Below are 13,867 nucleotides of genomic sequence, written 5' to 3'. Positions count from 1 at the left end.
TGGATACCAAAATCAAAAAGGTGTTAGTTTCCCCAAATCTGTTCAACAAACTCAGGATGATCAATGAATGGATTACGATTGCCCTGAAAATCAAACACTTGTTGATTGCGGTTTCGTTCTTTTTCACTAACGGGATCATTTTTGTGCCAACGTTTCAGCATGTTTAACATCCAAGGTTCAAAAACCGTTGAACTTGAACCATCAAGGACAGCATCCGCATTGCTTGAATTGCCTTCCCAGTTACCTACAATATTTTCATAGCGGGTTGCCATGTAGAAATAGGCACGAGCAAAATCGCCTTTAAACTCATCAATCGGCTCAAACACCGTACCGGAGTAGCCCAGACTAGTGCTTGCTTGGCCAAGTTTAGAGCCATTACTAGACACGTAGGTCGCGGTGCCCACTTCACCAAATGGCCAATTACTGCGCTTCGCGTTTACATAACCATCAGTTGCAAACAAGTGATGACCGTCTGAGTTCATCGGCTCAACCTTACCGCCAAACCAGCTTTTCGGAAAAGAGTGCTCACGGTTGTAGCAATCCCCTTCCGTTTTGTATTGGCCACATTGGTCTGTGACTTTGGTAAAGCTTACCGTATCGCTAGCAGATGGCTTTTCAGAGTACATATCGAGAATAGAGCCATCATTTTCATAATAACGATCAATATCGGCATCTTTTACCAAGGTCCAGACCGCAGAATAGCCTCGGCTGGAGTGATTATTGATAATGTTAAACAACGCTGTTTTTAGAGCGTATCCCGTCTTACCAGATGCCGCTTGATAGTAACCATCAACCACTGGTGGGGTCGTCGTTGTGTCACCTAAGTTAAAATCGGTGGTTTCACTTTTCGAGAATTCAGCGCCAGAAGCAAGAGTCTTATCTCCCACCTTCAACGCGTAAGACCCCGAACCATTGCCACAGCAAATGCCGTCGCCATAGCTGTCTTGAATCGTAAATTGGTAGTTACCGTCAGCTAAGCACATGCTCTTTTCAATGGTGATTGCTGACTCATATCCCTGACCAGAAAACAGTACTTCAGCTTGGTTGTTTTTTAACGTCCAGCTAGTTTCTGAACCATAATTATCGGTTGTGAGAGTCAAGACCACTTGGTGATCACTACAACTTTCTACAGGAGGTTGTGTACTCGTCTCAGTCGGTTGAAAATTATCGACGTAGACAACTTCTGAGCCATCAAAACTGGCTTCATCGTAAAAACGCAAACCGACGTTGATGGTCTTGTTCGAGCTCGCTGTGTAGTTGTGCGCGAGCTCTTGCCACTGGTTTATCTGTTGTGGGTTCGAGTAATTGTGATAACCATCAACCACCAGACGTGCTTTTACATTTCCTTCGGTATGATAAACCGAGACAGAAAACGGATAGGTTTTCCCTTGCTCCACATTAATGGTTTGCAAAAAGTCGGTGTTGCTTTGGGTACCTGTATTCACGACGACCTGGGCAGCCAGGCCGCCCGATTTGATTTGTTCGCTGCTTGGCGACACTGTAATGCCCGCGTCAATCTCTGACCACTGCGTAGGTACATTGCCATTCCACTGTTCAAAGTCACCGTTGATAATTTGGCTATATGCAAACGGAGAGCTAACAGCAGCAAGGAGACAGAGGGAGTTCGTTATGGATTTCATTATACTTTTCCATTAGTTATATAAATCCCAAACACGATAAACATATTAGTGGGGCATAAGTAATCCTTCAGTCACATTTTTACGTTGCACAAGTGTTAATTTACTTTTTAATGTGCAGCTTATCTCACAAATATTCACCTGCTGAAAACAAACGCCAATACAAAAAGCGAAGCAACTTGTTGGCTACATCATCGTAAAACCATTAAGGGAAAAGTAAAACAGACAGAAAAAAGCCAAGTGTGCGCCTATGGGGGTCAGCAACAACACTTGGCTTGTTTATAAGAAAGCTTGTGGTCAGCTCAACTGGTGAGCATCAATTCTGGATAATTCCTTAAGGTTTTACCGCAAAGAATCGTCCTTGTAGTGGCGACATCAGAATCTGATATTGACCATTGCTCGGAGTAATTTTTTCATTCGTGAGCAAATCCACCAACTCACCAGTACCAACACTCTCCTGAGTAAGAGTGACGCTTCTAGCGCTCTCTAAGGTATTTAGCGCAAACAAGACTTTGTCCGAACCAGATTGTTTCAAGTCCACATAACTGCCGTTACTCGCAACTAAATTCGTGCGTGACCCTTGATAAAGTGCAGGATGCGCATCGCGCATTGTCATCAGCGATGTCACATAAGATTTGAGATCGGCTTGGTTTGCATCAAGCGTCGCCGTCACGCCTTCAATTTTCGCACTGCTGCGCGCAACGTGATCATCGCACAAACCTTGAATGGCACAGGTGCTGTTGTCTTCTTTTGCGGCAAAACCATCCACTTGATCCCCGATTTCATCACCGTAGTACAACGTGATTGGCCCGGTGTACGCCGCTTGGAAAGCAAACGCGGCTTTATGGCGTAACCAATATTCTGCATCATTCACATCCGCCAAGTTTCCGCGCTGTAACAAGTCACCAAAGCGCACTAAATCATGGTTGCCGATCATCAAATTCGGCTGCGCATGTGTTGGATATTGGTTGTGTGTGCTGTAGCCGTTGTCTAACCAATCCACACCGCGACCACCCACGCCGCTCTCATTCACGGCCAAAGTTTCAACGATGCGATATCGCATAGGGAAGTCAAACGCAGAGCACAATGCTGGATCGCTGTTCGATCCATACGCCTCATTCGCAATCTCAGACTCCCCTTTCCAAATCTCTGCCACCATGTAACCCAACGGATTCACTTGATCGCCTTTGCTATTGGTGTACGTCACACTTTGTGAGGCTTCATCGACGGCTTTACGAAGTTGTGTCCAAGCGTCTGTCGGAACTTGATAGGCTTGATCTAAACGCCAGCCGTCAATCTTCAGTTCTTTGATCCAATACGTTGCCACTTCTTTGTAGAAATCGAGACTGGCTGGGTAATCAACGGGGTTGCTCGATCCCGATGGCAACAAACCGGAGGGAGATGGTTTGATCAAACCATTCTTATGGTGGCCAAATACGCCATCAAAAAACACGTACAAACCGCGTTTGTGTGCTTCATCGACCAAGGTTCTCGCCGTTTCTAAATCACCAAAACGTGGATCAATGGTGAAGTAATCCGTAGCAAAGTAGCCCGTGGCATCCAGACGATCGGCCCAGTGTTCTTGGCCCGCTATCGCTTCCGATTCAAAAACTGGCGTCAACCAAATCGCGTTCATCCCTAAATCTTGGATGTAATCGAGTGAATCAATCACTCCTTGCAAATCGCCGTTATGATGGCTGGTGCCATAACCTGTACCGTGACCAATGCTCGCATCACCATCTACAAAACTCTCTACCATGATTTGATAAGTACGAAGTTGGTTACTTTGCGCCATGACATTGGCTTGGCAAGCATAACTGGTATCCGGTAGCGGAGTGCTACTATTAGTGTCGCCACCACCAGAAGAATTACACGCAGATAAAGCACCAATCACACTTAACGCAAGCAACGATCGAGACAGGCGATGGTTACGTAGGATATTAAGCATTTTATTCTCCCTAACTTACTCAAATAAACTACGGAAATTTGAGTAATAAAATTAACCCCGACATGTGTTTCATGCAGGGGTTAATAAATAAAAATAGATTTTAAATAATTGAATTGAATATTATTGGCACTTATTTACCATGACATGAACAGGTTTGCCTTTTCCTTCAAACTGAAGACTCCATACATATTTACCATCTTCTTTAATATCAACCGAAGTATCCGTACCGTAACCACCAAATGTTAATGGTGTTAATTCACCAACGTTCATTCTATTACCTTTTGCGGTAAATTGTGGGAACCACAACTCGGTCGCATACTGCATTTTGTAGGAGCCTACTTTTTCTTGAACCACGGCTTGGTAGAAATTATTCCCTTTGTAGGTGTATTGACGCTGAGGCACGTGTTTCCAATCGGAATCCGCAAAAGTACCCACCACAAATAGTGGTTTAGAAATAGGTCCTTTCGCTGTGCTATCTGGGTTGTCACACGCTTTCATGAAAGCAACCACTTCGTCTTGAGACATATTAACAACAGGCTCTGCGGCCGCTTCTGGTTCTGCAGTCGATTGACAACCCACTAAGGCAACAAGTAGAGCAGCAGCAAGAGAGGTCTTCATCATGTTCATTTCACGTAATTCCTTTTTAGTATATCCAAAGCAAAATAAACTCAACGGTTAAAAGAAATATTAATCGTTATTAAAATGGAAATATCAAACGCCAAATAAATATCGTCAGATTGTGAATTTAAATCACTTCGAGAAGTTTGTTTATTTCCTAAGTACACAAAATAAATTAGGAACTGCCATTAATTATTGATCCAACCTATATAAAAAACAAAGTAATAAAAATAATTATGTGAATAAGGTAACTCTATGTAGGGGTATTTTTATTGGTTTATTTTCTATGAAAAAGGTCAGCATTTCGCTGACCTTTTTTATCTGATTATTTTCTATTTACGGCTTTCACAAACACTTGTTGCGCACCTTCGATACCCAGTTCTTTTGCTTCATCAAGCAAAGTGAGCGCTTTCGGAATATCATTCGCTGCGACTGCTGCTTCAATTGAGCTGTAGTAGTAGCTAGTAAGGTCCGTACCTTGGGGAATGTTATCGTTTTTCGCAACAATCTTAGTATTCACAATATCATTCGCGGATACCGAAAAGCGGAACTGACCAAGTGGGCTATGTTTCGCTAGAGGGTCTGCAATATCTGGCGGCTGAGTGTGGCGCGCCATGGCGAAGGCTTTTGCAGGGTGTAAAACTTGTGTACTTCCTTTTAGATCGGCGGAAGTCGTGTAAACCAACACATGCAGATCGTTACCTGTCATGTCTGGAATCACATTGAGATCAAGTACGAATTTATCATTGTCCAACAGTTTTGCTGGTTCGTACTTAAACTTTGAAAAATCTGCTTGGTAAATGGTTTCTCCTGCCGAGTTCATCACTGCGACATTAGGAGCATAAAATTGAAGTTCTTTACTTACGAATGTCTCTAATTTGATATCGAGACTGCCACGGTTACCTGGAAGAGCAAACGCTGCAATAGCGCCAGCACTGTTACCATCCAACAACATTTGGCTTTTATCAGTCAAAGCGAATTCAGTAACCACAGGCACGTTAAGCGGTACCCATTGAATATCACCCGATTGCGTGATCACTTGTTGCTGACCTTTTGGACTCATCTCTACTTGTTCTACAGACGCACAACCAGTAGCCAACATGCCCAGCAGTACGGGAGCAAGCCATTTTTTCATTACTGTCTACCTCGACTCTTTATTGTTTTTTAAATAAATACAGCCAGATAAGTTCTGGCTGTATCATTCTAGGACAATTTAGGACTTAGTGGTTAGATGATTACCACCAAGCTTCAGCTTGTACACCGAACTGGAACGTATCGTCTGAACGACCGTTGTCAAATGTGTTTGAATTGTCTTCTTTGTCAGCCGTTAGGTAAGAAGCGTAAACACGGATTTCAGGACGAGCCCAGAAGCTAGAGCCAGCAGACCATGCTTGAGCAACAGTTAGCTTACCGTATTTGTTTTCTTCGCCGTCGTTATCGTCGATAGCGTAACCAGCTTCGAAGATAGTTTTGTGGTTGTCATCCCATTTGTACATTGGACGAACAACAACAGACATTGTTTCCCACTTGTCTTGGCCAGCCCACATGTCTTCACCAACACCGTACACTAGCTGGTGACCCATTTCCCAGCTGTCGCCCATGCCGATTACACCCCAGTTGATTAGGCGGTAACCAGATGCACCGTTATCAGCTTCTGCGCCGTACCAGCTACCGTCGCCGTAGAATGCCATTGTTTTTGAGTAACCTTCAGTACCGTACTGAAGCACTGTTTTGTTGAAACCAGCGTCTAGACCTTGAGTCAATTCTGCTGTGAACATTACGCCGTTTTTCGCATCTTTAGTGCCGTTTGGCGCAGCGTCAGTTTCGTTAAGAATTGCGTAGTTCAAGCCCATTTCTAGAGAGCCGTTGTCCCATAGAGGAAGACCTGCGTAACGTACGTCTAGAGTGTTTACGTTTGTTGCGCCACCATCGTTGCCTGGGTCAGCGATATCGCCGCGGTCGTTACGAACCCAAGCGAAAGAAACTTTACCAGGACCAGCTTCGATACCTTCAACACCAGCGCCCGCGCCAGAGATGTTCCAGTAGTAGAAGTCAGAGATATGAATGTCGTGACGTTGGTAGTAGCGTTTACCTGCCCAAAGCGTTGCTTCAGGAGCAAAGTTTAGTAGGCCTTTAGCTTGAACGTTGAACTGACGTAGTGCGAATTGTGCATCGTCTACACATTTCACTTCGCCGTTATCCAAACCACAGTTAGCAGAAGTGCTTTCCCAGTCGTTTGAACCGTTAGAAGTCATTGCAACCATAGAGTCTACGTAGAACGTTTTGCCGTTGTTGTTGTAAACTTCTTTACCTAGTTGAATCTCGCCGTAGATATCGCTTTCATTACCTAGACGACCGATCTTGTTCTTTTCGAATGTTAATTGTTGACCACCGTCAGCGTTCACGCCAACGCCAGCACGCATGTAACCGTGGAAATCCACTGCGAATGCAGAACCAGCAGCTAAAGTTGCAGCTACAGCAGCAGCAATTGCACTTACTTTTTTCATTCTTAACTCCATTAAGGGTATTTATAATTCTGTCTTCCCTGCTCACTCTTTTAGGTGAATATAGGCAGTAAAAACACACCTAAAGAAAGAGAGGTAAGATGGGAACGAATCCCCGTTTGTTTCAACAGTTGTGAGATTACCCGAGGCGTACAAGGATGACTTCCTCCGCCCTAAACTAATTTAAGGGGGATGAGAAGGGAGTAGAAAATTTACCGAATGGTGTTTTTTCGAGTCAGATCACCAATCTAGGGAGGAATTAGTAAGTTTGTTCGGTTTTGAGCCGCTACAAAGTGATAGCCATTTCATATTTTTGACTCTAAGCCGTCACATAAAGTAATTAAATTACACGAATATTTTTATATTTAGGGTGGTTGACCTTAGTAAGACAAAGTTTTTAACTTATAGTTTCCTAAAGGTAGCAATAAATATTAAATAAAGTATCTCCGATGACACGACTTCTCTCTCGCCCCTACCCCCTGGGCGCAACATTGAATAAAGAAGGCTGTAACTTCTCTATTCATGCTCCGGGCGTAAAAGACATTCAACTGGCATTGTTTGCAAACGATGGCAGCTACGAGCTTCACGGTTTACCGAATGAATACGCTGGCATACGTCATACTTTTATTCCAGATATTAAGCCGGGGCAAAAATACGGTTACCTTGTCTCCCACAAGGACGAGCCACTGTTAATTTCTGATCCGTACGCAAAATCAATAGATAAAGCCCTCCACTATCACCCTCCCTACTCTCCAGCCAAAAGTTTCGATATGCCGAAGTGCGTCGTTATCGAAGATGATTTTGACTGGCAAAACACGGATCACCCGCGTATACCCAGAGAAGAGATGGTATTGTTTGAGACGCACGTCAAAGGGCTTACCCAACGCCACCCAGAGGTTGAGGACAAGCTGAAGGGGCGCTATTTAGGTCTTGCATCACCTGAAATGCTGGCCTTTTACAAACAGCAAAACATCAACACGCTGCAATTGCTACCTGTCGCAGCATGCATGCATGAGCCTCATCTACTAGAGATGGAAAAGGTCAATTATTGGGGATACAACCCTTATCTCTTTATGGTGCCCGATCCGCGCTACGCAGAACAAGACGCCGTTACGGAATTAAAAACAACAATTCGCGAATTGCATAAAAACGGCATTGAGGTGATTCTCGACGTGGTTTACAACCACACTGCTGAAGGTGGTGAAGGGCCTACAATTTTCAACCTGAAAGCCCTCGACTCCTGTTTTTACATCAAACATGGCAACCACTTCGCCAATTACACTGGCTGCGGAAATACAGTGGATCTCACCTACCAACCAGCCTTAAACCTTGTGATGGATACATTGCGCTACTGGGTTAGCGAATTTAAAGTCGATGGCTTCCGTTTTGACTTGGCTGCAACGTTAGGTCGACAGGGCGATGATTACAACCCAGAAGCAGCTTTCTTTAAAGCCGTTGCGCAAGACCCAATTTTGCGTGAAACCAAATTGATTGCCGAACCTTGGGATATTGGTCCAAATGGCTACCAAGTGGGTAACTTTCCATTTGGTTGGAACGAATGTAATGACAAACTGCGTGATATTTCCCGCAGTTTTTGGCGCGGTGATCAAGGCTATTTAAAAGAGTTTGCCACTCGATTAATGGGCTCTCGTGACATTTATAGTGCAGCGAACTGGCCATACAAACTCACCGTAAATTACATCACGTATCACGATGGCTTCACACTGCAAGATTTAGTGTCTTACAAGCACAAACATAACGAAGCCAATGGCGAAGAAAATCGCGACGGTCACGGTGACAATCGTTCAGAAAACTACGGTGTTGAAGGCGAGACCGAAAATCTGATGATCATCGCCACGCGTGAGAAGCAAAAACGCAACCTTATTGCTAGCTTGCTGTTTGCCTTCGGTATCCCACACATTCTAACTGCTGATGTTCTGTCTCACACCCAAGGCGGTAACAATAATGCCTATTGCCAAGACAACGAAACCAGTTGGCTGAACTGGGAAGAGACAGAACGTAAGCAACATTTCAAAGCATGGATGTCACAAATGGTCGCCAACCGAAATCAATACATGGTGCCATTTATCCGAGCTTTCAGTGGCGAAAACCGCAATAACAACCGTATTTTCTGGCGCCGTACAGACGGTCGCTTAATGGAGCACGATGATTGGAACCGTTTAAGCTCTGTCGCACTTCACCTTGGTATCGGTAAAGAAGGGCAAGAGCTGGTCTACCTCATCAACCAAACTAACGCCACAGCGCGCTTTAAACTCCCCAATGAGCGAAAGCAAGAATGGGTGACGATCTGTGATACAAACGTACGTAATCTCAACCCAGGACATGCTGAAGGCGAAGTCTTGCTGTCACCCACCTCGATGGTGATTTTGCACTATCAACCAAACCAAAGCACACCAAAAGGTGAGCAAACGCATAGCTAAGTTATAAACGCTCCAAAAAAGGAAAGCCGATGCATCTCAGTGCTTCGGCTTTTTTGTTGGTTAGATGTGCCTAACTCATTATTCGCAAGGCGGCGCTAGGTGAATCAAAGCTAACCCACCCAGTGACGTCTCACGGTATTTCTTGTTCATGTCTTTGCCCGTTTGGTACATGGTTTCAATTACCTTATCCAACGAGATCAGACATTTACTATTACGCTTTAATGCCATGCGAGATGCATTGATCGCTTTCATTGCGCCCATTGCATTACGCTCAATACACGGTACTTGCACTAAGCCACCGATTGGGTCACAAGTCATGCCTAGTGAGTGCTCCATGGCAATCTCAGCCGCAATACAAATTTGCTCATTGCTGCCACCACGTAGCGCGGTCAAGCCAGCTGCCGCCATAGAAGAAGAAACACCGACTTCACCCTGACAACCTACTTCGGCACCCGAAATAGACGCATTGGTTTTGTACAAAATGCCAATCGCACCGGACACAGCAAGGAAGTCTTTAAGCTGTTTAGTATCAAGCTCTTTGATGAAGCGATGGTAGTACATCAATACCGCAGGAATCACACCCGCCGCACCATTAGTTGGCGACGTTACGACTTGTCCACCGGCAGCGTTTTCTTCACTCACAGCAAAAGCAAACAGGTTAATCCAATCCATGATTTCCATCGGATCGTTTTCGATTGCTTCATTTGCTTCAAGCTTCTTCAGCAAGTTAGGCGCACGGCGGGTCACGTTCAAGCCGCCATCCAAGATGCCTTCTGTTTCGAAACCACGCTCCATGCAACGCGTCATCACACGCCAGATCTGTTCTGCACGTTGATTGATGGCTTCCATATCCTGAAACGCTTGTTCGTTTTTCAGAATCATGCCGCCAAGGCTCATGCCATTCTTCTCTGCCTGTGCCAACATTTCGTCTGCACTGGAGAATGGAAACTCAACTTCTACGGGAGCAGTCGCACTGCCATTTTGCAGTTCATCCGCCGTTGCGATGAAACCACCACCGATAGAGTAGTAAGTTTCAAACCCAACCTGATTGCCGTGCGCATCTAACGCAGTAATCGTCATTCCATTCTCATGCAGAGGAAGGTTCTCTTCGTGGAACAACATGTCCGTTTTGTAGTTGAATTCGATTTCATGACGGCCATCGACAGACATCATGCCCTCTTCAATCGCCTTGCGCATCGCTTTGTTCGCAGAAGCGATTTTGATGGTATCTGGTTTGTTACCCAACAGACCCAAAATCGTGGCACGGTCAGTATGGTGACCAATCCCCGTTAACGAGAGTGAGCCGTATAAATCGACTTGAATACGAACCACTTTTGCCAAGTTCGATTCAATCAAACGAGTGAAGTGGTAACCCGCGATCATTGGACCATTGGTGTGAGAGCTAGAAGGACCCACACCAATCTTGTAAATATCAAAGATGGACAGCATAAACTTACCTATTACGACAATGCAGCATAAAGCCAATCAGGGAGAACCATACAAGCAGCGATGGTCGCCACAGCGAACACCAACAGCCCATAATGGCTTGCGGTTGGCTTTGCAAAAAGATGTTTTTGATTATTGATAAAGATTTGTTGCTCGGCAGTCACAGCGCCCCAACGACGGCTCACTAACACACCAAACAAAAGGAAGACGAACGTACCAATTGGCGCGAACCACGGCCAAGCCACGTCGAGATACATCGCAGTAAACACCGCAATCACACTCATGATACTGCCAACGATCACGCCTTTCTCATTGGCTTTCACCCAGAATAAACCAAGCACGAATGAACCCAAACGGATACCAACAAAGATAGAAGTCAGACTAGCGATGGTTTTGAGTACCGATTCATTCGATACCGCCAGAAGAGCTGGCACTACCACCATAGCCGCAGCGAGCAAACTCATCTTTCTTGCGACTTTTTCGTAGTGCTCATCATCGGCACTCTTGCGAACGAAACGCTTGTAGATATCGAACGTTGCGACGGTCGCCATTGAGTTGTAGGTAGAATCCAAGGTCGACATTGCGGCCGCCGCCAATGCGGAAATGATCAAACCAACGACGATTGGGTTAGTGTGGTTGAAGACGAAATCCAAAATCACTTCGTTGCTGTTTTCAAACGATTGATCTTGATAGAAAACACTCAAAAGAACACCGAGTACCGCGAAGAATAAGTACACAAAAAATGCACCGTAACCACACAACAGCATCGACTTCTGCGCCGTCTTTTCACATCTCGTCGCTAACGTGCGTTGGATGATCAATTGGTTGGTGCCGTACACACTCAAATGCAAAAAGCTCACGGCAACCACGCCAGCCCAGAGTGTGGTATCTACGCCTAAATCAAAGTCTAAGTTGATGATATTCAGGTGATTACGAGAAAGGTAATCTGCCGCATTAATCTCTATCATTAGAATGGCAAAGATAGCGATGCTGCCTGCTACCAATACTGCAGATTGCAACATATCGGTCCAGATAACCGTGGAAATTCCGCCCGCATAGGTATAGCAAGCAGTGAAAATACTAATGTAGATAATGGCTTCAGAAATACTGATAGGCAGAACTTGCACTAAGATCAGCGCCACGGCATACAAAATCACACCCGCAGAGATACATTGAACCACAATGAACACAATCGAGTTGATGGTTCTTGCATACACCCCAAAGCGGTGCTCAAGGTATTCATAAATCGAAGTCAAGCCCAGCTTATAGAAGACAGGCACAAAGAAAATGACGGTGAAAAAGATAACGATGGGATAGTTAAGGTGAATACTCATCGCTTCCATGCCAGAGCTATAAACCCAACCAGGCATCCCTACAAACGTCATCGCACTAATGTAAGTCGCAAGTATCGAAACACCCGCCGTAAACCAGCCAAATTGCTTTCCACCCGTAGAAAAGTCGCCACCATTGCTGTAGCGCTTATTCACTAAATAGCTGATTAATATGGTGATTAACACGTATAACGCAATCACCACAAAACTTGAGTACGTAACCATTTCAGGGTTTCCATAATTCTGGGTGCTAATTATTTGTGCTTGGATATTACTTTAAAAAAGCATATCTAAACGATAATCCCGCCATAACTGTGACTATAATCACCAATATAGACGGTTATATATTCAAAAATGCCAAAAAGACCGATTTAATGAGACTCCCATCACTAAAAATCACAAATTGGGTACGCATTCATTTTAAAATTGATATTGATCACGGATCTAATGACCTTAAAAAAACTATGATTCACCACGACACGAAATCGAAGATGATCCCAATAAGATCGTGTTCTTTAAGTTTGAATAGCAACAAATCCTAAGTGAAATAGAGGTTTATCGGTCATGAATGCCAAAAGACACATGAGCGAAGTTCCTATGATTCAAAGGGTAGCTGCCTATCTAGCGATACTGGTTGGTTACTTTTTCTATTGTTATAACTTTGTAATTATTGACTACGTACGCCCATACATCGTTGAAGCGTATGATGGTATTAGCCTGTCAGACACTGCCCAGTTCTATACATGGCAGTCGGTTGGTGCACTTATCGGTGCATTGAGCTGTGCTTGGTTCGCAACAAAATTTGGTAAGAAATCCACTCTTATTACCATCACAGCCCTAAACGGTGGCGCAACGATCATCAATATGATGTTCACCGACTACACAACATGGGCAGCAATGCGTTTCATCATTGGTTTGTCACTGGGTGGTTACTTCACCGTGGCAGTAAGTTTGATGATCGGCCTATTTACGCCAACGGTACGTGGTAAGTTGACGGCATTCGCGTCTTCTATGTTCTCTGTAGCACTGATGGTAATGGGTGCGTATGCAGCATTTATTGCAAGTATTGATGCACCATGGGAAAGCCTAATGCTTGTCGGTGGTATCCCACCATTGGCAGCGGCTGTTGTCATGATCTTTGTACTACCTAGCGACAGCAAAGTGATCGCTTACGGTGAAGAAGAGCAAGCAAAAGCAGAAGAATCAGATGCACCAGCGAAAAAAGGCTCTTGGGGCGAAATGCTAAGCAAGCCTTACCGTAAGATCACTCTAACGTGTCTATTACTGGCTGGCCTTAACTTCTACGGTTTCCAATTCTTTGGTGGCTTCGTAACCACATACCTACGTGATGTACGTATGTTCGACGGTGCAACCATCGGTCTCATCTTCTCTATCTCAGCATTTGGTTCACTGTTTGGTGCGTGGTTCTGGGGTTGGGTAGCTGACAAATTCGGTCGTAAGGTGAACGCATTTGGCTTCATCCTAGCGGGCATCATGGTTTCAATCTTCTTTGTTGCACCTGGCGACATGGTGATTGGCGGCCTAAACATGCTGGCTCTACTTGGTCTGATTTACAACTTCGGTCTGTCTTCTTCTGCGGTATGGGGTGGTTACTTCTCAGAACTGTTCCCAGCACACCTACGTAGCTACGGCGCAGCGCTATTCCACGGCGGTCGTATCCTCGGTATGTGGGCACCAATGGTACTTATCTTCATCCAAGAGCGTACCGACCTACAAACCGCAATGTGGGGTTCACCAATCGTATGGATCCTTGCTGGTCTTCTATGGCTATCACTGCCAGAGACACTAAAAGGCGGCGTGTTCGATAAGAGCAAAAAAGCCGAAGCAGCAAAAGCGTAACTGAATTTCAAAAACTCCGGCTGGCTCCCCGGCCGGATGAAAAAACTTAGTTTCGAGTCCTGTTCCCAAAGCCGACTCGACA

At 44.9% G+C, this 13,867-nt stretch carries 9 protein-coding genes; 2 read left to right on the top strand and 7 right to left on the bottom strand.

The features are described 5' to 3' along the window. Positions 1-23 precede the first annotated feature (23 nt). The 5 genes from R7F67_RS03130 to R7F67_RS03110 form a co-directional block, all read right to left on the bottom strand. Entirely contained in the window at positions 24-1,640 is a 1,617-nt protein-coding gene (locus R7F67_RS03130) for an endonuclease (RefSeq protein WP_258479650.1), read from the bottom strand. Positions 1,641-1,971: 331 nt separating this feature from the next. Then, positions 1,972-3,585 carry an alpha-amylase family glycosyl hydrolase gene (locus R7F67_RS03125; RefSeq protein WP_318056886.1) on the bottom strand — a complete coding sequence of 538 codons (1,614 nt, stop codon included), beginning with the start codon at positions 3,583-3,585 and terminating at the stop codon, positions 1,972-1,974. 120 nt (positions 3,586-3,705) lie between these two features. After that, the gene (locus tag R7F67_RS03120; protein WP_005374788.1) at positions 3,706-4,212 is read right to left on the bottom strand and encodes a hypothetical protein; all 507 of its coding nucleotides are present in this window, start codon (positions 4,210-4,212) and stop codon (positions 3,706-3,708) included. Between the two features lie 316 nt (positions 4,213-4,528). Continuing rightward, complete coding sequence (locus tag R7F67_RS03115) at positions 4,529-5,338, bottom strand: MalM family protein (protein WP_005374786.1); 810 nt, start codon at positions 5,336-5,338, stop codon at positions 4,529-4,531. A 100-nt stretch (positions 5,339-5,438) separates the two neighbouring features. Next, positions 5,439-6,710, bottom strand: a complete 1,272-nt coding sequence (locus R7F67_RS03110; protein ID WP_005374784.1) for a maltoporin — start codon at positions 6,708-6,710, stop codon at positions 5,439-5,441. Between the two features lie 446 nt (positions 6,711-7,156). Between R7F67_RS03110 and glgX the strand changes: the two genes are divergently transcribed. Further along, positions 7,157-9,148, top strand: coding sequence for a glycogen debranching protein GlgX (gene glgX, locus R7F67_RS03105; protein ID WP_248486109.1), 1,992 nt, complete (start codon positions 7,157-7,159; stop codon positions 9,146-9,148). 78 nt (positions 9,149-9,226) lie between these two features. Here glgX and R7F67_RS03100 read toward each other — a convergent pair whose 3' ends face one another. Continuing rightward, entirely contained in the window at positions 9,227-10,597 is a 1,371-nt protein-coding gene (locus tag R7F67_RS03100; RefSeq protein ID WP_017634477.1) for an L-serine ammonia-lyase, read from the bottom strand. A gap of 11 nt (positions 10,598-10,608) precedes the next feature. Beyond that, positions 10,609-12,150, bottom strand: a complete 1,542-nt coding sequence (locus R7F67_RS03095) for a sodium:solute symporter (RefSeq protein ID WP_258475672.1) — start codon at positions 12,148-12,150, stop codon at positions 10,609-10,611. Positions 12,151-12,489: 339 nt separating this feature from the next. Between R7F67_RS03095 and R7F67_RS03090 the strand changes: the two genes are divergently transcribed. Continuing rightward, positions 12,490-13,785 carry an MFS transporter gene (locus tag R7F67_RS03090; protein WP_005374774.1) on the top strand — a complete coding sequence of 432 codons (1,296 nt, stop codon included), beginning with the start codon at positions 12,490-12,492 and terminating at the stop codon, positions 13,783-13,785. The last annotated feature ends 82 nt before the right edge of the window (positions 13,786-13,867 follow it).

This window comes from Vibrio sp. YT-17, assembly GCF_033337375.1.
GTDB lineage: Bacteria > Pseudomonadota > Gammaproteobacteria > Enterobacterales > Vibrionaceae > Vibrio > Vibrio alginolyticus.
Note: the sequence above shows the minus strand (reverse complement) of the source record. Positions and strands in the feature narration are given on the sequence as shown.